We start from the raw sequence: 18,917 nt of genomic DNA on the forward strand, positions 1-18,917 counted from the left end.
CTTCACCCAGGGTCTGACGTCGCGTAACGCGAAGCAACTAGCCTCTAGTTGATAAGGAACTTTCGGTCCGGCACATGCCGGTGAAGGTCTGAGACAGCTTCGTCACTCCAACGAAAAAGTCTGAGCGTTACCAGGGGAGCGGGCTCACGCCCACAGGCTCCACATGTAAACCGATAACTACTATGCGCGGAGCGGAGCTAGCCTGGAATCAGGGGCCCGCCCGGCACCCCTCATACATAAGGAGACGACATGCCCGTCGTAACTATGCGCCAGCTTCTCGATTCAGGTGTCCACTTCGGTCACCAGACCCGCCGCTGGAACCCCAAGATGAAGCGCTTCATCCTCACCGAGCGCAACGGTATCTACATCATCGACCTGCAGCAGTCACTGGCCTTCATCGACCAGGCTTACGAAGCTGTTAAGGCAACCGTTGCTCACGGCGGCACCGTTCTGTTCGTTGGTACCAAGAAGCAGGCTCAGGAAGCCATCGCTGAGCAGGCTACCCGCGTGAACATGCCCTACGTTAACCACCGCTGGCTCGGTGGTATGCTCACCAACTTCGCCACCGTTTCAAAGCGCATCGAGCGCATGAAGGAACTCGAGCAGATCGACTTCGACGACGTCGCAGGCTCACAGTTCACCAAGAAGGAACTGCTGCTTCTGCGTCGCGAGCACGAGAAGCTCGAGAAGACCCTCGGTGGTATCCGCAACCTCACCAAGGCCCCCTCACTGATCTGGGTTGTTGACACCAAGAAGGAACACCTGGCTGTTGACGAAGCTCAGAAGCTGGGTATCCCCGTAGTTGCTATCCTCGACACCAACTGCGACCCCGACGAGGTTTCCTTCCCCATCCCCGGCAACGACGACGCAATCCGCTCCGTCAACCTGCTCACCCGCGTCATCGCGGACGCAGTTGCCGAAGGTCTGCTGGAACGCGAAAACAAGAAGGCCGGCAAGTCAGCTAACGCTTCCGAAGAGCCCATGGCTGAATGGGAGCGCGAACTGCTCGAGCAGCACGAAGCTGCCAAGGCAGAAGCACCCGCTGAAGAAGCTAAGTAAAGCCTCATAAGAGAAACGGCACCCGCCCACATTCGGTGGGTGCCGTTCTCACCTCTTCTGCCGAAGATACCGGCAGGAACCCAATAGATTTCCCTAATCTGTTCAAAATATAAGGAGTTCACCATGGCGAACTACACCGCAGCCGACATCAAGGCTCTGCGCGAAAAGACCGGCGCAGGCATGCTCGACGTCAAGAAGGCCCTCGACGAGGCCAACGGCGACCAGCAGAAGGCAATGGAAATCATCCGCGTTAAGGGCCTCAAGGGCGTCACCAAGCGCGAAGGCCGTGCAACCGCAGAAGGCCTCGTTGCTGCCCGCGTAGAAAACGGCGTCGGCTTCATGATTGAAGTTAACTCAGAAACCGACTTCGTTGCTAAGTCCGAGCCCTTCATCAAGTTCGGTAACGACGTTCTCGAAGCAGCAGTTGCCGCTAACGCTTCCACCCTGGAAGAACTCAAGGCAGCTTCTTACGAAGGTAAGACCGTCGACGAGCTCACCACCGAAGCAGGCGCCCTGCTCGGCGAAAAGATCGTTGTTCGCCGCGTAGCTCGCGTTGAGGGCGAGAACGTTGCAGTTTACCTGCACAAGACCTCCAAGGACCTGCCCGCACAGGTTGGCGTTCTGCTCGCAGTAGCTGGCGAGAACACCGAGGAAGTTGCTCACGACGTAGCCGTTCACATCGCTGCAATGAGCCCCAAGTACCTCAACTCAGACTCCATCTCAGCTGAGGACATCGAGGCCGAGAAGCGCGTTGCTGAAGAAACCGCACGCGGCGAAGGCAAGCCCGAGCAGATCATCCCCAAGATCGTTGAAGGTAAGCTCAAGGCTTTCTACAAGGAAAACACCCTGCTCGACCAGGACTTCGCTAAGGACTCCTCAAAGTCTGTAGCTGCAGTTCTCGAGGAGAACGGTGCAACCGCAACCGCTTTCGAGCGTTTCCGCGTCGGCGCCTAATACTCGTCAGGTGTGATTGAGCACCAAAAAAGCTCATAGCTCAGGGGAGCCCCGCACAGGGGCTCCCCTTTGCCGTATGCTAGAAACAAAGCGCGCAAGGGATGCCGCAAAAAATTTTTGACCTTTTTCAGGAGGGCCACCATGGCAGAGTCAACCCAAACCATCCACCGCGACGATACCGGCCGCCGCCGCGTCCTACTCAAGCTCTCCGGCGAGGTCTTCGGCGGCGGTGAAGTTGGTATCTCCACCGAGGTCGTCCGCGGCATCGCAGAACAGATCGCCTCGACCATCGGTCGAGTCGAAGTCGCAGTCGTTGTTGGTGGCGGCAACTTCTTCCGCGGCGCAGAGCTCTCAGAGGCCGGCATGGACCGTTCCCGCGCCGACAATATCGGCATGCTCGGCACCGTCATGAACTCTCTTGCCCTGCAGGACTTCCTTGAGCAGGCCGGCATCGACACCCGCGTTCAGTCTGCCATCTCCATGCAGCAGGTCGCAGAAAACTACATCCCCCGCCGCGCTATCCGCCACATGCAAAAAGACCGCGTCGTCATCTTTGGTGCTGGCGCAGGTCTGCCCTACTTCTCCACCGATACCGTCTCAGCCCAGCGCGCCCTCGAAATCCACGCTGACGAGGTCCTCGTCGCCAAGAACGGCGTGGACGGCATCTACACCGCCGACCCCAACAAGGACCCCAACGCCGAGCGCCTCTACAAGCTCACCTACGACGAGGCCCTCAAGCGCAACATCCGCGTCATGGACCAGACCGCCTTCTCCCTCTGCAAGGACAACAACGTCACCATGCGCGTCTTCGGTATGCAGGGAGAGGGAAATGTGGCTCGCGCAATTTTAGGTGAAGAGATCGGCACTCTGGTCACTGCCTAAAGGCTCCAAGACCACTAGACTAGATAGAGACTACCTATACAGCGCCCACTGACGGGCACAACCCTAAAGGACTAACAACAGATGGTTGAAGAAACCCTGCTCGAAGCCGGCGAAAAGATGGACAAGTCCGTCGAGGCCCTCAAGAACGAATTTGCCTCAATCCGCACCGGACGCGCCAACCCCGCCCTCTTCGCAAACCTCACCGCAGACTACTACGGTGCACCCACCCCCCTGCAGCAGCTGGCGTCCTTCCAGACCCCCGAAGCTCGCACCGTCCTGATTACCCCCTACGACAAGAGCGCCCTGGGTGCCATTGAAAAGGCAATCCGCGACTCCGACCTCGGTGCTAACCCCGCCAACGACGGCAACGTCGTGCGCGTTGTCATGCCCGAAATGACCGAAGAGCGCCGCAAGGAATACATCAAGATGGCAGGCCACAAGGCCGAAGAAGGCCGCGTTGCTGTGCGCAACACCCGCCGCCACGCCAAGACCGCTCTCGACAAGCTGGTCAAGGACGGCGAAATCGGTGAGGACGAGGGCGCACGCGGTGAAAAGGAACTCGACGCCCTGACTAAGAAGCACATCGACACCGTTGATGCGCTGCTGAAGTCCAAGGAAGCTGAACTGCTCGAGGTCTAAATCCGAATGACTGTTCAATCTCAAGAACAGCCGCCCCAGGCCTCTAAAGCCGGCAGGAACCTACCCGCCGCCATCACCGTCGGCCTCGTGCTGGGCGCGTTGCTGGCGGTGGGTTTGTTTTTCGTCCCTCTTATTCTTGTGTTCCTGGCGGCTGCTGCCGTGTCGGTAGGTACCTGGGAGGTCTGCCACGGGCTCAACCAGAAACGCGGCATGGGAATCCCCGTTATTCCTGCCGTTGCAACAGCCTTTGTCATGCCCTTTGCCGCCTACTACGGGGGCGGGTCCTGGCTAATTTTTACCGTGGTCGCCTCGATTCTGGTGCTGATTGGCTGGCGTATCGTAGGGCACCGCGACGGCATGATTATGTCGATTATGGGCTCCATCTTCGTGATGTCCTGGGTGCCTTTCATGATTTCCCTGGCCCTGTTGCTCTACCGCGAAGAATCGGGCCCCGGTAAGGTGCTCATGATTCTGCTCATGGCTATCGGCAACGACACCTGGGGCTACATCGCCGGCGTGAAATGGGGCAAGACCCCCATGGCCCCCAAAATCTCCCCCAAGAAAACCTGGGAGGGCTTTGCCGGGTCGATGGTGGGCTCGATTATCGTGGGCATCATCTGTTCGCTCTTCATCGGTGACCCCTGGTGGTACGGCCTGGTTGTGGCGATTTTCCTGGTCGTAGCTTCAACAGCGGGCGACCTGGGGGAGTCCATGGTCAAACGTGAAATCGGCATCAAAGATATGTCGAATATTCTGCCCGGCCACGGTGGCGTGATGGACCGCCTGGATTCCATCGTGTTCGCTATCGCCATCGGCTACGTGATTTTCTCGGTACTCTCAGCTCTCTTCTAAGAGGCAGAGGGCTGTCAGATATTTGGAGGCTCAATGAAACATCAGGCTGAATCTTCCGGTGAATTCCGCCGGGTTAGTTCCCACGAGAAGGGGTACTCGGTAGCTGCTGTAGATTCCTTCTTCACCCGCCTAGCCGACGACTATGAATTGATGCTTTCCGGCGCAGAGCTGGGCAAGGACATACATACCTCCCGGACGGTGCGTGAAGCCATCTTTGAGGGGGAGAGCGGGGGCTATGACCCGCAGGACGTCGATGCTGCCCTCGACAAGGTTGAAGACCGCTTCTGCGAGCTGGAACGCCACCTGTACGTGCAGCGCTACGGGCAGGGGACCTGGGACCAGGCTGTGCAGGAACTTGAGGACCTTTTGCGCGGACGCCTGGAACGCCCCGCCGGCCAGCGTTTCCGTAGGCCCTCCAAGCGTCTCACCAAGGGCTACTTCGTGAAAGAAGTTGATGCCCTCTGCGAGCGCCTCTTGGCCCACCTTGAGGGGGCGGACGTCCTCGGCCCCGCCGATGTTAGGTCGGCTGCTTTTAGCCCGGCAACGGGGGACCTCAGCTATGAGGAAACCCAGGTCGATGCCTTCTTGGACAGGGCTATTGAGTATCTGAACGATACGGCTGCTTCCAGCAGCTAGGACTACTTGATAGGTGGACCACCCGAAATATTTCGGGTGGTCCACCTTTTTTAGTCTAGATACTTGTATGTAATGTAGATTACACGCTAATGTGTGTTGAGTTACACAAAGGAGGTAGTGATGGCACACGCATCACCAGAATCTCACCAGCCTCTAATCGACGCTGAGCACGTTGATTTCAAGGCAGCTCAGAATAGCGGTGAGTTTAAAGAGCTTCGCGCAACCCACAGGTCTTTCGTCTTCCCCATGACCGTGGCCTTCTTGGTCTGGTACCTGCTGTATGTGATTCTGGCGGTGTATGCCCCCGGCTTCATGGCAACCAAGGTGCTGGGCAATGTCAATATCGGCATCATCTTCGGTCTCTTGCAGTTCGTTACCACCTTCACTATCACTGGCTGGTATGTAGCTTTCGCTAACCGCAAGCTTGACCCCCGTGCAGCTAGCCTGCGCAGCGACATTGAATCCGGCAACTACGCCCACAAGGCTCACTAAGGGGTGAACTTTTCATGACGACTACAGGAACCCTCCTCGCGGCTGAAGCTAGCACCCAGAACGTGGGTACCCCCTGGGTAAACATGGCCGTATTCGGTGCCTTCGTGCTGGCCACCATGGTGGTGGTGCTTCGCGCCTCTAAGAACAACAAGACCGCAGCTGACTACTATGCCGGTGGCCGCTCCTTTAGCGGTACCCAGAACGGTCTGGCTATCGCGGGTGACTACCTCTCGGCAGCCTCCTTCCTCGGTATTGTGGGTGCTATCGCCCTGCAGGGGTATGACGGCTTCCTCTACTCCATCGGCTTCCTGGTTGCCTGGCTGGTAGCCCTGCTGCTGGTGGCTGAGCCCCTGCGTAACACAGGTAAGTTCACCATGGCAGATGTGCTCTCCTTCCGTCTGCGTCAGCGCCCCGTCCGAATTGCTGCCTGTATCTCAACCCTGGCTGTTACCCTCTTCTACCTGCTGGCCCAGATGGCCGGTGCAGGTGCCCTGGTTTCCCTGCTGATGGGAATTAGCTCCAAGGCTGGCCAGTCGCTGGTCATCATCATCGTGGGCGTACTTATGATCGTCTACGTTCTGATCGGCGGTATGAAGGGTACCACCTGGGTGCAAATTATCAAGGCTGTTCTGCTGGTCTCTGGCGTCGCTATTATGACCATCTGGATTCTGGCAATCTACGGCTTCAACTTCTCCGCCATGCTCGGTTCGGCGGTTGAAACCTCCGGTAACCCGGCTATTCTTGAGCCCGGCCTCAAGTACGGCCTGAATGACCTGACCAAGCTGGACTTTATCTCTCTCTCCCTGGCTCTGGTTTTTGGTGCAGCTGGCCTGCCTCACGTTCTGATGCGCTTCTACACCGTTCCCACAGCTAAGGAAGCGCGTAAGTCGGTGGTCTGGGCTATCGTGCTGATTGGCCTCTTCTACCTCTTCACCCTGGTGCTGGGCTTCGGCGCTGCAGCTCTGGTGGGTGCGGACGCCATTACGGCAGCTCCCGGTGGTGTGAACTCGGCTGCTCCTCTGCTCGCCTTTGAACTGGGTGGTTCCCTGCTCATGGGTGTGATTGCTGCCGTTGCTTTCGCAACTATCCTGGCTGTGGTGGCGGGTCTTGCTATCACCGCGTCCGCCTCTTTTGCCCACGATATCTACACCAACGTTATCTGCAAGGGCAACGCTGACCCCGCCAAGGAAATCCGCGTAGCAAAAACCACCGTGGTTGTTATTGGCCTGCTGTCCATTGCAGGTGGTATCGGCGCTCAGGGGCAGAACGTAGCCTTCCTGGTGGCTCTGGCTTTCGCGGTAGCTGCCTCGGCTAACCTGCCCACCATCGTCTACTCCCTCTTCTGGAAGGGCTTCAAGACCCGCGGTGCCCTCTGGTCTATGTACGGTGGTCTGGGCATCTCGGTGATCCTGATTATCTTCTCCCCGGTGATGTCCGGTGCTGAGACCTCTATGATTCCCGGTGCTGACTTTGCCTGGTTCCCCCTGGCTAACCCCGGTATCGTAGCGATTCCTGCAGCCTTCCTGCTGGGCTTCCTGGGCTCACTCGGTGGCGATAAGGAAGATGAGATCAAGCAGGCTGAGATGGAAGTTCGCTCTCTTACCGGTGTTGGAGCCGAAGGAGCTATCGACCACTAAGAGCCGGTAGGCTGGCGCCCGCTGTAAACCCCCATCGCTGGCAGCCCATAGTAGGGCTGGTTGGCGGTGGGGGTTTACTGTGTGGTGAGGTAGGGGTGCTTTGGTATAACACAGGGGGATAGTAAGCCAACACACTTGTAGCTTGCTTAGCTTTATCTTGGAATTTGATATAAACTAGAAGCACACTGAACAATTCGGGCTCATCCCCGTAACCCTATGAAAGAAGGAAAACATGTCAATTTTCGGTTGGATTATCATTGGTCTCCTCGCAGGTGCTATCGCAAAGCTGATTATGCCCGGTAAGCAGGGCGGCGGCATCCTGGTTACCATGGTGCTCGGTATCGTAGGTGCTATGCTCGGTGGCTGGCTCGGTTCCTTCCTGCCCTTCCTCTCAGATGGTATGAGCGGCGGTGTCGGTATTGGTACCCTCTTCACCGCAGTTGTAGGCTCCCTGCTGGTCCTCTGGATCTACGGTGCCATCACCAAGAACAAGGCCTAAGCCCTAGCGGCCTAGCCCTAAGCACTCAAGCCCCGGCGGGCGTCCGTCCTTACCCAAGGACAAGACACCCGCCGGGGCTTTGTGCTACCCGCGTGTGCAAAAGAACACCGCTCCCTCAACCAGGTGGGCGGACGCCGGCGGTAGGGTAGTGGGGCACCACAAGAACACCGGCAGGTAGGGACCTTCATGAAAAGCATCGCCAGAATCGTTAGAGCCACAAAAGAGCTATGGCCCTACTTCGTAGGAATCATCATCTGTGCGGTACTTACCAGCGCAACCTCCCTGCTGGCTCCCTTCATTATTTCGGGGGCAACCGATGCCGTTGTGGGGCACCTGAACGGTTCAGCCCCCACCACCGGCACAGCCATAGCCTGGTTCGCGGTTGCCTACCTGGCAGCCCAGCTGGTGAGCGTGCTGACCACTAACATCGGGGGCTATATCGGTGATGTGATGAGCCAGCGCATGCGTACTATCCTGTCGGTGCGCTACTACGAGAAACTGCTCTCCCTGCCCCTGTCCTACTTCGATACCGAGCTGACCGGCACCATTATCGCCCGCCTCAACCGCTCCATCACCGAAGTCACCAACTTCGTGAAGACCATGAGCAACACCTTCATCTCCCTGGTGCTCACCACGGTCTCGGTGATTGTGATTAGCTCCATCTACTACTGGCCCCTGGGGTTGCTGCTCATTATTATCTTCCCGGTCTACTTCTGGCTCACCAGCAAAACCAGCGAAAAATGGCAGGTCTGGGAAGGCGAGAAGAACGAGAATATCGACATTGCGTCCGGCCGCTTTGCTGAAGTTATCGGGCAGATTCGCGTAGTAAAGTCCTTCGGCCGCGAGCGCCGAGAACTCACTGATTTCGGTGGCCGTTTCGAAAAGACCATCGGGCTCACCCGCGCCCAGTCTAAGTTCTGGCACACTATGGACGTTGCCCGCCTCTCCTTCCTCAACCTCATCTTCTTCGCCCTCTACCTGCTGATTTTCCTGCGCACCCTGGCCGGGGACTTCACCATCGGCGACATGGTGCTGCTCATTCAGCTTCTGGCCATGGCGGTAGCTCCCATCAATTCGCTCTCCTGGATTGTCGACACCGCCCAGCGCGCTATTGCCGGTTCTAAGGACTACTTCGAGGTCATGGAACGGCAGTCAGACGCCCGAGCCCTGGCCATTACCGCCGGGGCTGCCGGGGTGCGTCCGGACTCCGCTACAAAAACCGCTACTGACGCCGCTGCCGCCAGCCTCACCGCTGAACCCGGGGCCGAACTCGTCCGCTTTGAGGGCGTGACCTTTGGCTATGAGGGCGAAGCAGATGTGCTGCACGGGATTAATCTGGCGGTGAATCGCGGTGAGCGTATTGCCTTTGTGGGGGAGTCCGGCGGGGGGAAATCAACCCTCATGGCCCTACTCGAAGGTCTCTATGACCCGCGCGAAGGCCGCGTGCTGGTGGACGGCATGGATATTGCCGGTAGCGATCTGGCCAAGGTACGCTCGCTGATCGGCATGGTCTTCCAGGACGCCTCACTCTTCTCGGGTACCATTGCCGAGAATATTGCCTACGGCCGCCCCGACGCTACCCGGGAGCAAATCATCGAGGCCGCCACTAAGGCGAACGCCCACGATTTCATCTCGAAGTTTGCGGACGGCTACGAGTCGCTCATCGGCGAGCGCGGCCTGAAGCTCTCAGGCGGCCAGAAGCAGCGTATTGCTATTGCCCGGGCCATGCTCAAGGACGCTCCGATTCTAATTCTTGACGAGGCTACCAGCGCCCTGGACACTAAGGCCGAGCGGGCTGTACAGAAGGGACTGGAAGAGCTGATGGAGGGCCGAACCTCCCTCATCATTGCCCACCGTCTCTCGACCATCGCAACGGTGGACCGTATCGTCACCCTCAAGGAGGGGCGGATTGACGAGGTGGGCAGCCCTGCTGAGCTGGCGGCCTCCGGCGGTATCTATGCCGAATTGCTGGGCCTGCAGAATAGCGGCGGTAAGGCTAGCAAGAAGAAGCTGCAGAGCTTCGACATCGTCGGCTAGCAGGGTAGGTACCATCTAGGTCAGAAATGACCATCAACTAGGTGGGTTTTTCTGACCTAGATGGTACCTACCGGGGTGTAAAACTTAAGGTATGAAGAAAACCACCCTCACCACCTTAGCCAGTGGGCTGGCCCTTGCCACCGCCGGGCACTTCGCCTTTTGGGGCTACCGCTACCTGACAACCGATCCCGCCCGTCGCTCCTGGACGATTTTGCTAGGACCGGCCCGACACCTTACCGGAAAATAGAATCATGCGATTTGGCTCAACTCAGCGCTTTGGCGCCTCCCGCGAAACCCTCACCGACCAGCTAGCGGACTTCCTGCACGGTGGGCGGACGGTCACCCTGCTCGGCTCCACCGGGTCCATCGGCACCCAGGGCGTGCAGGTCATCGACCACCTCAACTCCCTGGCAGGAACCTCCACAGGTAGCGACGACGCTCCCGTGCGCGTCACCGCCCTCTCAGCCGGCTCCCGCTCCCTGCCCCTTCTGGCAGAGCAGGCCGCCCGCCTGCGTCCGCACCTGGTCGCTACCAGCGGCACCGAAGCGGACGCCGCCACCCTGCGCTCGCTGCTGGCTGAGCTGGCACCGGGCTACAGCCCCCAGATTGAGTGGGGCAAGGACGCCGCCACCGCCGCAGCCCGCGCCGGGGCGGACGTTGTGCTCAACGGCATCACCGGCTCCATCGGCCTGGAACCCACTCTGGCTGCCCTGCACGCCGGTTCCCAGGTGGCACTGGCGAACAAGGAATCCCTTATTGCCGGTGGTGAGCTGGTCAAGGCTGCCGTGGACGCTTCGCCTCTGGACCAGCCCATGATCCCGGTGGATTCTGAGCACTCGGCCCTGGCCCAGGCCCTGGCCTCGGGTACCGACCGGGAGATTGACCGGCTGGTGCTGACCGCCTCGGGTGGGCCCTTTAGGGGCATGACCTACGAGCAGCTGCGGGAGGTCACCCCGGCCCAGGCCCTGGCCCACCCCACCTGGGATATGGGCCTGGTGGTGACCACTAACTCGGCTTCTATGGTCAATAAGGCCCTGGAGGTGCTGGAGGCCCACCACCTCTTCGGCATTGACCTGGACCGTATCGACGTCACCGTCCACCGCCAGTCGGTGGTTCATTCTATGGTGCAGTTTGTGGACGGCTCCACCCTGGCCCAGGCCTCCCCGCCTACCATGTTGCTGCCCATTGCCTTAGGGCTAACCTGGCCCCACCGGATTCCGGGTATCGCTCAGCCCTGTGACTGGTCGCAGGCGAGCGAGTGGACCTTCGAGCCCCTGGATAATAAGGCCTTCCCGGCGGTGGAGATGATTAAGCGGGCGGGCCAGCGGGGCGGTACCTTCCCGGCGGTCTTTAACGCTGCTAATGAGGAGGCGGTGGCGGCCTTCCACGCCGGTGCTATTCGTTTTACCGACATGATTGAGGCAACCGGCCGGGTGCTCGATGAGCACGCGAGTTCTTCGGCCCTGGCCGAGTCAGGTTCTCTGACTCTGGAAGCGGTGCTTGAGGCAGAAGCCTGGGCCCGCACCCGTGCCAACGAGATTCTGGGGCAGGCATAGACCTACCCCTGCGTAGGCGTATCTAAAGAGATGACCCCCTTGTTTCTCTCTTCACCCTGAGATAATCCATGGGGTGAAGAGAGAAGCGAGGGGGTCATCGTTTGATGTATGGAGTCTAGAAGACGGTGAGGCCGCGGGCGCGGAAGATGTCGCGGGCGGCTTCGGTGGCTTCTTTGCTGGGCGGGTGGACGTCCTTGAGCTTGTAGTCGTAGCCCAGGGACTCCCACTTGTCGGTGCCCATCTGGTGGAAGGGGAGTACCTCCACCCTCTCAACCACATTCCGCCAGCGGCAGACGATGTCGGCTACCTTCTCAATGTTGTCGGGGGCGTCAGTGTAGCCGGGCACCAGCACAAAGCGGATCCAGATTTTCTTGCCGAGGGCTGAGAGCCTGTCCCCAAAATCAATCGTGGGTTGCAGGGCCCGGCCGGTGAGCGCCTGATACACCTCTTCAGAGCCCGATTTAACATCGAGTAGCACCAGGTCTACATTATCGAGAAACTCATCTGAGGCGTGGGCCCCCAGGAAACCCGAGGTGTCAATACAGGTATGGATCCCCAGGGACTTGGCACTGATGAGGATATTCTCAGCGAAAGCCCGCTGCATGAGCACCTCGCCACCGGAGATGGTGATACCGCCGCCGGTGGCTTTGAAGACCTTGCGCATGCGCTTGATTTTTTTGATGAGGTCGGCTGCCATGACGGGTTTGCCGTCCTTCATGTTGAAGGTGTCGGGGTTGTGGCAGTAGAGGCAGCGCAGGGGGCAGCCGTTCATGAAGATGGTCATGCGGGTGCCTGGCCCGTCGACGGCGGTGACCAGTTCCCAGGAGTGGACGGAGCCGAGTTGCCCTTCGCGCATGAGTTTGAGTTGGGCGGAGCGTTCGAGTTCGGTGAGTTCGCCGAGGCCCCAGGTGCCTGCCCCGGAATGCCGGTCCGCCGGCGGAGCAAATGCTAGCTCGCCGGCGGTATCGGTTATCTCGTGAGAGATATCAAGTGACATGAAGAATCACTAGGCTCCGTGGTGGAAGGTGCGTGAGAGTACGTCGAGCTGCTGCTCGCGGGTGAGGCGCACGAAGTTGACGGCGTAGCCCGAGACGCGGACGGTCAGGTTGGGGTACTTGTCGGGGTTCTCCATGGCGTCCTCAAGGGTTTCGCGGTTGAGGACGTTGATGTTGGCGTGGTAGAGGCCCTTGGGGGCGGTCTTGTTGGCGCGGTTTGCCTTCATGGAAGCGAGGCGCTCTTCGTAGGTCTTGACGGCCATGATGTTCTCCTTAGTAGTGAGTTGATTGAAATAGGGCGGCAACCCAGGCTCGTGGCGAAGCTGCTGGCTCGGTGGCTGGCGTGAATCGCCTTGTGAGCGAAGCGAACCAGGTGAGAGGGTCGGCAGCGAGCGCGAACCTGGGGAGCCGTTCTGTAGTTTTAGTCCTCTTCAGGAATGAATCCTGCGTCCAAGATTCCGACCAGGTTGGTGACCTGTTCTTCCTTGGTGCGGCCGAGGGCGGTGGGGGTGATGGTGTTGGTCAGGGAGATGCCGTCGAGGGCGTCTTCGTAGTCCAGCTTGCCGACCGAGAGCATGGAGGCGACCATGCCGTGGGTGTCCATGCCGTTTTCGGGGTTGGCGCCGGGGGAGAAGGGGGTGCCTGCGCGGTGGCCGGAGGGGAAGTTACCGGTTGCCTTGCCGTAGACCACGTTGGAGGTGATGGTTAGCACCGACTGGGTGGGGATGGCGTCGCGGTAGAGGGGGATGGCCTTGATTTTTTCCATGACGGTGTGGACGATGGTGGCGGCGATGTCGTCGGCGCGGTCGTCGTCGTTACCGTAGGCGGGGAAGTCGCCTTCGGTGATGTAGTCGACGATGAGGCCGGTTTCGTCGCGGACGGGGGTGACGGTGGCGTACTTGATGGCGGCAAGGGAGTCGGCGACGATGGAGAGGCCGGCGATGCCGCAGCCCATGGCTCGGATGATGTCTGAGTCGTGGAGGGCCATTTCGATGGATTCGTAGGCGTACTTGTCGTGGCTGTAGTGGATGATGTTGAGGGCTTCAACGTAGGTGGCGATGACCCAGTCGAGCATCTCTTCGTACTTGAGCCAGACTTCGTCGAAGTCGAGGGGGCCGTCGCCCTTGATGGGTTCGTAGCCTTCGACGATGAGTTTACCGGTCATTTCGTCGCGGCCGCCGTTGATAGCGTAAAGCAGGGCTTTGGCTGCGTTGACGCGGGCGCCGAAGAACTGCATCTGCTTGCCGATTTTCATGGGGGAGACGCAGCAGGCGATGGCGACGTCGTCGCCCCACTGTTCACGAATCTGGGGGTCGGATTCGTACTGGATGGAGGAGGTTTCGATGGAGATGGCGGAGCAGAATTCCTTGTAGCCGGTGGGTAGGTTTTCGTCCCAGAAGATGGTGATGTTGGGTTCGGGGGCGGGGCCTAGGTTGCGGAGGGTCTGCAGGAGGCGGAAGGAGGTTTTGGTGACGAGGGTGCGGCCGTCGTCGGCGAAGCCGCCGTCTGACCAGGTGGCCCAGTAGGGGTCGCCTGAGAAGATCTGGTCGTAGTCGATGGTGCGTAGGAAGCGGACGATGCGGAGTTTGATGACGAGGGCGTCGATCATTTCCTGGGCGTCGGTTTCGGTGATGAGGCCGGCTGCGAGGTCGCGTTCGAAGTAGACGTCGAGGAAGCCTGAGAGGCGGCCGATGGACATGGCGGCGCCGTCCTGGGACTTGACGGAGGCCAGGTAGGCGAAGTAGGTCCACTGCACGGCTTCCTGGGCGGTGCGGGCGGGGCCGGAGATATCGAAGCCGTAGAGGGCCGCCATCTTCTTGAGGCGCTTCAGGGCCTTGATCTGTTCGGAGTGCTCTTCGCGGTAGCGGGCCCAGTGCTCTGAGAAGCCTTGATCGGCAACGGCGTGCTTGGCGCGTTCTTTGTCGGCGATGAGATTGTCGACGCCGTAGAGGGCTACGCGGCGGTAGTCACCGATGATGCGGCCGCGGCCGTAGGCGTCGGGTAGGCCGGTGATGATGTGGGAGGAGCGGGCCGCGCGGATGCGGGGGGTGTAGATGTCGAAGACTGCGTCGTTGTGGGTCTTGCGGTATTCGGTGAAGATTTTCTTGATGTTTTCGTCGGGTTCTTTACCGGCTTCGCGGATTGCGGTTTCGACCATGCGCCAGCCGCCGTTGGGCATCATGGCGCGCTTGAGGGGGACGTCGGTTTGGAGGCCGACGATGACGTTGTCGTCGTCTGAGATGTAGCCTGCGGGGAATGCGTCGATTTCTGCGGGGGTGTGGGTGTCTACGTCGTAGACGCGGTTTTTGCGTTCGACGGAGAGGTAGTTCTTTTCGAGGGTGTCCCAGACGCGCAGGGTCTTGTCGGTGGGCCCGGCGAGGAAGGCGGCGTCGCCTTCGTAGGGGGTGTAGTTTGCAAGGACGAAGCCGCGCACGTCGATGCTGTCTTGCCAGGGGCCGGGGGTGAAACCTTCCCAGGCGGCGGTGGATTGTTCGTTGACAAAGACTCCCGTAGTGGGGGCTTCAACCTGTGCAGTCATGATGAGTGCTCCTCGTGAAGTGATAGGGTGGCGCCTCTGCTGAGGTGGCGCGCTTTCTCCTTCTATTGTGCCTAGTTTGCCCGGTGAAACAAAATAGGTATGGTAAATGCTTAAAAACGCCAATGTGTACTATTGTGTAGTATTTTTCCATGTCAAGGCGACTATTCTGGGCTTATGGCCCCTTGTGGGGCACCTGCCCCCTGCCCGAATGAGGCAGAGAAAACCCTTCTTTAACACTTTGTGACGTAAAGGCTTTTTTGACTCAAAAGTAAAGGTAAAAACCACCTCAAAGACCCACCTGCCCTACCCCTTTGTGGGCAAATTCTAAGGCCCAGTAAGGGGACAGCTCCCAGCCCCATAGCGTACTCTGGCAGATGACCTGCCCAAGCACCCCCGGGCGCCGCATCTACAAGGAGCACCCCCGCGTGACCGTCCTACTGTTCATCATCGGTGTAGGGCTGATGGCCCTGGCTATCGCCGCATCTATTGCCCTGCACGAGCTGGGGCACCTGGTGCCCGCCAAACTCTTTGGTGTGCGCGTACCCCAGTACATGATTGGCTTTGGCAAGACGATTTTCTCTTGGCGGCGCGGGGAAACCGAATACGGCTTCAAGGCCCTGCCCCTGGGCGGCTACATCTCCATGATTGGCATGTACCCGCCCGGCAAAGACGGAACGGACGGGCGCGCCGGCGGCACCAGCCCCCTACAGCAGCTTGCCCGCGAAGCACGGGCGGTGGACGCTGAACGTATTACCGAGGCAGACCAGGGTAGGCTTTTCTACCAGCTACCGGTCTATAAGCGCATCATCATTATGCTGGGTGGGCCTTTCATGAACCTGCTCATCGGTGTGCTGGCAACCATGGTGCTGGTTACCGGTTTTGGCTCCTACCAGCCGACCACCAGCGTCCAGACCGTTGCCCAGTGCGTGCAAACCGTGGACTCCACCACCGCCAACACAGCCAACTCCACCGAATGCGGGGTTGAAGACCCCCAGTCACCCGCCAACGCAGCGGGCCTGCAACCGGGGGATACCATCACTGTCTTTGCCGGGCAGGCCATTACCAGCTGGGACCAGCTGACCGAGCTCATTCGCACTAACGCCGATACCGAGGTGCCCCTCACCGTAGAACGCAATGGGCAGAGCCTAGAGCTGACCATCACCCCCATGCTGACCGTGCGCCCTATCTACGATGAACTCACCGGAACCTACCTCACCAACTCCGACGGAAGCTACCAGACCCAGGAAGTCGGCTTCATCGGCATCGGCCCCACCAGTGAACTAACCCCCGGAACCATTGGCGAGGTGCTGCCGACAGTAGGGGAGTCGCTACAGCGTATTGGAGCCACCCTGATCAAGCTGCCCGCCCGCGTCTACGGGGTAGCCGTCACCCTGGTCACCAACGGCGAGCGCGACGCCAACAGCCCGGTCTCAGTTGTGGGTGTGGGGCGCATCGCCGGTGAAATTGCCGCCCACGACCAGATTATTCTGCGCGATAAGGCAGCCTCCCTGGTGTCCCTGGTTGCCCAGATGAACCTCATGCTCTTTGCCTTCAACCTCATCCCCCTACTGCCCCTCGACGGCGGGCACGTTCTGGGCGCCCTCTGGGAGGGCTTCCGCCGCAAGACCGCCAAACTGCTCGGACGCCGCGACCCCGGCCCCTTCGACCCCGTCAAGCTGCTACCCCTGACCTACCTGGTCGCTGGTGCTTTCTTGCTGATGACCGTGATCCTGGTGGCTGCTGACATCTTCAAGCCGGTGAGTATTTTGTAGGGTCTAGAACGGACGCTGCGGGGTGGGGACGCCCACTAGCCGACTAACCTTCTTGAGCTCGCGCCGGGGCGCTCGCGGTTTATTGATGCTAGCCTCACAAGCTCAGCTAGTTGATAGCTGGCTTGTTGTAGCGCTCGCACTTGAAAATTATTACCGCGCGGCATAAAGTTGGTAGTGCGGATCCCCTCTCCCGTACGTGGAGAACCAGGGGATCTAGCTGTTTAACGCTCTAGTAACTGGATAGGGGCCCTCCGTGGGTCTCTTGCCGCTAGATAGTCTTGGTACCAGTCCCAGGCAAACTCTTGACTTTCATGCCGGTTGATAGCGCTATAGGCACTCCAGGCTACCAAATCAGCCATCTGAATTAGTTGAGAATCTTTGGAACTCAGCATTACCGGGTCTTCGATGATGTTTCTGTCCTGTAGCTTCAGCTCTCTATGTATGTGGCGATACATATCATCTTCACCATCTAGGTAGATTTGCCCAAGCGAATTATCAATCTTTAGCTGACCATCAATATCTGCTACAAGCAGCCTGTATAGGTCGGTTCTAGTTTGGGCAAAATCTTCTGGCTTACCCCGGCGGTAGCAGGCTCCTACGCGAACGCCACGGATACTAGAAATTTGTAGAAGACATTCTTGAGCAATGAACTTTCCGAAGTCTTTTTTGTAGGGTGTTCCGTCTGGACCTCGGAATTCGTCGGGAAACCTTTTCGACAGGTCGCCACGACCGTTGGCGAATTCAGTAGTGTGGAGTTCTTTATCAACTGGAATTTTGTATTGACGCCAAAGACGCTTTCTGAAGTCTAGCCAGGATCTCATGACGGCATGCCATTCATATTGCGAAAACTCAATCCATCCATAAACGACTAACCCAGACTGCGGGCGCCCAGAATCATCGATATAAATCATTTTCGCCTCTGACCCAGCGTGCAAAGCACCTCCAACGAAGTATCGAATATATGTCTTATATAACCATATAATAGAATTTATGTTCGATGACTTTAAGTTGGTATTGCTAGATTGCGATTTCAGCGTGGACTGGCTTCCCTTTCTGCCCTTTGGCCTAAGCAGCCTCTCTGCTGTGTGCTTTACCTCAACCGCTCTTTGAGCTGAAGCGTGGCACAATAGATAGTTGAACAGGTGCGCATTGACCGCACCGCCAAAGAACCTTTGGAGGAAGATTTGACCTCGGTCGCCCTTGGAATGCCCGCTGCTCCGCCGCCCGTTTTGGCCCCGCGCCGTAAAACCCGCCAGTTTAAGGTCGGTAGCGTAGGCGTTGGCTCAGAATCTCCTATTTCGGTGCAGTCCATGACCACCACTAAAACCCACGACATCGGTGCGACCCTGCAGCAGATTGCCGAGCTAACGGCTGCCGGTTGCGATATCGTGCGCGTTGCCTGCCCTACCGATAAGGACGCAGAAGCCCTGCCCATTATCGCTAAGCAGTCCCAGATTCCCGTGATTGCCGATATTCACTTCCAGCCCAAGTACGTCTTTGCCGCCATCGAGGCTGGCTGTGGCGCTGTGCGCGTAAACCCCGGTAACATCCGTAAGTTCGATGACCAGGTCAAAGAAATCGCGGCAGCCGCTAAGGACCACGGCACCTCTATCCGCATTGGTGTGAACGCCGGATCGCTCGATAAGCGCCTGCTGGAAAAGTACGGTAAGGCCACCCCTGAGGCTCTGGTTGAGTCAGCTGTCTGGGAAGCCTCCCTCTTTGAAGAGCACGGCTTTCAGGATTTCAAGATTTCGGTCAAGCACAACGACCCCGTCATTATGGTTGAAGCCTACCGCCAGCTGGCTGCCGCAGGGGATTGGCCCCTGCACCTGGGTGTGACCGAAGCAGGCCCTGCCTTCCAGGGAACCATCAAGTCTGCGACCGCCTTCGGCGCCCTGCTCTCTGAGGGTATTGGCGATACCATCCGCGTTTCCCTCTCAGCTCCTCCGGTGGAAGAAGTCAAGGTCGGCTCCCAGATTCTTGAGTCCCTGAACCTGCGCCCCCGCAAGCTCGATATTGTTTCCTGCCCCTCCTGCGGTCGTGCCCAGGTGAACGTGTGGGAACTGGCAGAAAACGTCACCAAGGGCCTGGAAGGCATGAAGGTGCCCCTGCGCGTGGCCGTCATGGGCTGCGTTGTCAACGGCCCCGGTGAAGCCCGTGAAGCCGACCTGGGTGTAGCTTCGGGTAACGGTAAGGGCCAGATTTTCGTCAAGGGCGAGGTTATCAAGACCGTGCCCGAAGAAGACATCGTGCAGACCCTGATTGAAGAGGCAAACCGCATCGCCCGCGAGATGGAAGAACGCGGCGAAATCGACCTCTCTGGCGAACCCATCGTCTCCGTTTCCTAAGTAGCTTAGGCAAAGCCCAC

General features: G+C 58.9%; 18 protein-coding genes. 14 read left to right on the forward strand and 4 right to left on the reverse strand.

What is annotated here, in order from left to right; all coding sequences use genetic code 11:
* Positions 1-249: 249 nt before the first annotated feature.
* From rpsB to dxr, 12 genes are all read left to right on the forward strand, one after another.
* On the forward strand, positions 250-1,059 hold the full coding sequence (gene rpsB / locus L6963_RS04770) for a 30S ribosomal protein S2 (RefSeq protein ID WP_185173307.1): 810 nt from the start codon (positions 250-252) through the stop codon (positions 1,057-1,059).
* A 123-nt stretch (positions 1,060-1,182) separates the two neighbouring features.
* Positions 1,183-2,013 carry a translation elongation factor Ts gene (gene tsf, locus L6963_RS04775; protein WP_185173306.1) on the forward strand — a complete coding sequence of 277 codons (831 nt, stop codon included), beginning with the start codon at positions 1,183-1,185 and terminating at the stop codon, positions 2,011-2,013.
* A gap of 141 nt (positions 2,014-2,154) precedes the next feature.
* Positions 2,155-2,895, forward strand: coding sequence for a UMP kinase (gene pyrH / locus L6963_RS04780; RefSeq protein ID WP_237206763.1), 741 nt, complete (start codon positions 2,155-2,157; stop codon positions 2,893-2,895).
* Positions 2,896-2,976: 81 nt separating this feature from the next.
* Positions 2,977-3,534, forward strand: coding sequence for a ribosome recycling factor (gene frr, locus L6963_RS04785; RefSeq protein ID WP_185173305.1), 558 nt, complete (start codon positions 2,977-2,979; stop codon positions 3,532-3,534).
* Between the two features lie 6 nt (positions 3,535-3,540).
* Positions 3,541-4,386, forward strand: coding sequence for a phosphatidate cytidylyltransferase (locus L6963_RS04790; RefSeq protein WP_237206764.1), 846 nt, complete (start codon positions 3,541-3,543; stop codon positions 4,384-4,386).
* 33 nt (positions 4,387-4,419) lie between these two features.
* On the forward strand, positions 4,420-5,022 hold the full coding sequence (locus tag L6963_RS04795; RefSeq protein ID WP_237206765.1) for a DivIVA domain-containing protein: 603 nt from the start codon (positions 4,420-4,422) through the stop codon (positions 5,020-5,022).
* Positions 5,023-5,142: 120 nt separating this feature from the next.
* Positions 5,143-5,514: a DUF485 domain-containing protein gene (locus L6963_RS04800; RefSeq protein WP_237205493.1), complete on the forward strand. Its 372-nt coding sequence runs from the start codon at positions 5,143-5,145 to the stop codon at positions 5,512-5,514.
* A gap of 14 nt (positions 5,515-5,528) precedes the next feature.
* A complete protein-coding gene (locus L6963_RS04805) occupies positions 5,529-7,151 on the forward strand; it encodes a solute symporter family protein (RefSeq protein ID WP_237206766.1) in 1,623 nt (540 codons plus the stop codon).
* Between the two features lie 232 nt (positions 7,152-7,383).
* On the forward strand, positions 7,384-7,650 hold the full coding sequence (locus tag L6963_RS04810) for a GlsB/YeaQ/YmgE family stress response membrane protein (protein ID WP_135012796.1): 267 nt from the start codon (positions 7,384-7,386) through the stop codon (positions 7,648-7,650).
* 186 nt (positions 7,651-7,836) lie between these two features.
* On the forward strand, positions 7,837-9,687 hold the full coding sequence (locus L6963_RS04815; protein ID WP_237206767.1) for an ABC transporter ATP-binding protein: 1,851 nt from the start codon (positions 7,837-7,839) through the stop codon (positions 9,685-9,687).
* Between the two features lie 91 nt (positions 9,688-9,778).
* Complete coding sequence (locus L6963_RS04820) at positions 9,779-9,934, forward strand: hypothetical protein (RefSeq protein ID WP_237206768.1); 156 nt, start codon at positions 9,779-9,781, stop codon at positions 9,932-9,934.
* Between the two features lie 4 nt (positions 9,935-9,938).
* Complete coding sequence (dxr, locus tag L6963_RS04825; protein WP_237206769.1) at positions 9,939-11,243, forward strand: 1-deoxy-D-xylulose-5-phosphate reductoisomerase; 1,305 nt, start codon at positions 9,939-9,941, stop codon at positions 11,241-11,243.
* 115 nt (positions 11,244-11,358) lie between these two features.
* Here the strand turns inward: dxr and pflA are convergent, their stop codons facing one another.
* The 3 genes from pflA to L6963_RS04840 all read right to left on the reverse strand — a co-directional run bounded on the left by pflA (position 11,359) and on the right by L6963_RS04840 (position 14,777).
* A complete protein-coding gene (gene pflA, locus L6963_RS04830) occupies positions 11,359-12,240 on the reverse strand; it encodes a pyruvate formate-lyase-activating protein (protein WP_237205497.1) in 882 nt (293 codons plus the stop codon).
* Between the two features lie 9 nt (positions 12,241-12,249).
* Positions 12,250-12,501, reverse strand: a complete 252-nt coding sequence (grcA2, locus tag L6963_RS04835; protein ID WP_083093496.1) for an autonomous glycyl radical cofactor GrcA2 — start codon at positions 12,499-12,501, stop codon at positions 12,250-12,252.
* Between the two features lie 158 nt (positions 12,502-12,659).
* A complete protein-coding gene (locus L6963_RS04840; RefSeq protein WP_237197279.1) occupies positions 12,660-14,777 on the reverse strand; it encodes a pyruvate formate lyase family protein in 2,118 nt (705 codons plus the stop codon).
* 425 nt (positions 14,778-15,202) lie between these two features.
* On the opposite strand from L6963_RS04840, the gene L6963_RS04845 reads away from it, so the two are divergent.
* Positions 15,203-16,549 (forward strand): M50 family metallopeptidase, encoded by a 1,347-nt coding sequence (locus tag L6963_RS04845; protein WP_237209118.1) that lies wholly within the window; start codon positions 15,203-15,205, stop codon positions 16,547-16,549.
* Between the two features lie 221 nt (positions 16,550-16,770).
* On the opposite strand, the gene L6963_RS04850 is transcribed toward L6963_RS04845, so the two are convergent.
* Positions 16,771-17,460 (reverse strand): DUF3800 domain-containing protein, encoded by a 690-nt coding sequence (locus L6963_RS04850; protein WP_237206771.1) that lies wholly within the window; start codon positions 17,458-17,460, stop codon positions 16,771-16,773.
* Positions 17,461-17,733: 273 nt separating this feature from the next.
* Here L6963_RS04850 and ispG point away from each other — a divergent pair, with 273 nt between their 5' ends.
* Positions 17,734-18,897: a flavodoxin-dependent (E)-4-hydroxy-3-methylbut-2-enyl-diphosphate synthase gene (ispG, locus tag L6963_RS04855; protein WP_237206891.1), complete on the forward strand. Its 1,164-nt coding sequence runs from the start codon at positions 17,734-17,736 to the stop codon at positions 18,895-18,897.
* The last annotated feature ends 20 nt before the right edge of the window (positions 18,898-18,917 follow it).

The organism is Rothia nasimurium (assembly GCF_928392795.1).
In the GTDB taxonomy this organism is placed as follows: Bacteria; Actinomycetota; Actinomycetes; order Actinomycetales; family Micrococcaceae; genus Rothia; species Rothia nasimurium_F.

Bases quoted from the DNA above. Each gene is read 5' to 3' on its own strand.
- rpsB (WP_185173307.1), top strand. From the start codon at position 250: ATGCCCGTCGTAACTATGCGCCAGCTTCTCGATTCAGGTGTCCACTTC.
- tsf (WP_185173306.1), top strand. From the start codon at position 1,183: ATGGCGAACTACACCGCAGCCGACATCAAGGCTCTGCGCGAAAAGACC.
- pyrH (WP_237206763.1), top strand. From the start codon at position 2,155: ATGGCAGAGTCAACCCAAACCATCCACCGCGACGATACCGGCCGCCGC.
- frr (WP_185173305.1), top strand. From the start codon at position 2,977: ATGGTTGAAGAAACCCTGCTCGAAGCCGGCGAAAAGATGGACAAGTCC.
- L6963_RS04790 (WP_237206764.1), top strand. From the start codon at position 3,541: ATGACTGTTCAATCTCAAGAACAGCCGCCCCAGGCCTCTAAAGCCGGC.
- L6963_RS04795 (WP_237206765.1), top strand. From the start codon at position 4,420: ATGAAACATCAGGCTGAATCTTCCGGTGAATTCCGCCGGGTTAGTTCC.
- L6963_RS04800 (WP_237205493.1), top strand. From the start codon at position 5,143: ATGGCACACGCATCACCAGAATCTCACCAGCCTCTAATCGACGCTGAG.
- L6963_RS04805 (WP_237206766.1), top strand. From the start codon at position 5,529: ATGACGACTACAGGAACCCTCCTCGCGGCTGAAGCTAGCACCCAGAAC.
- L6963_RS04810 (WP_135012796.1), top strand. From the start codon at position 7,384: ATGTCAATTTTCGGTTGGATTATCATTGGTCTCCTCGCAGGTGCTATC.
- L6963_RS04815 (WP_237206767.1), top strand. From the start codon at position 7,837: ATGAAAAGCATCGCCAGAATCGTTAGAGCCACAAAAGAGCTATGGCCC.
- L6963_RS04820 (WP_237206768.1), top strand. From the start codon at position 9,779: ATGAAGAAAACCACCCTCACCACCTTAGCCAGTGGGCTGGCCCTTGCC.
- dxr (WP_237206769.1), top strand. From the start codon at position 9,939: ATGCGATTTGGCTCAACTCAGCGCTTTGGCGCCTCCCGCGAAACCCTC.
- pflA (WP_237205497.1), bottom strand. From the start codon at position 12,240: ATGTCACTTGATATCTCTCACGAGATAACCGATACCGCCGGCGAGCTA.
- grcA2 (WP_083093496.1), bottom strand. From the start codon at position 12,501: ATGGCCGTCAAGACCTACGAAGAGCGCCTCGCTTCCATGAAGGCAAAC.
- L6963_RS04840 (WP_237197279.1), bottom strand. From the start codon at position 14,777: ATGACTGCACAGGTTGAAGCCCCCACTACGGGAGTCTTTGTCAACGAA.
- L6963_RS04850 (WP_237206771.1), bottom strand. From the start codon at position 17,460: ATGATTTATATCGATGATTCTGGGCGCCCGCAGTCTGGGTTAGTCGTT.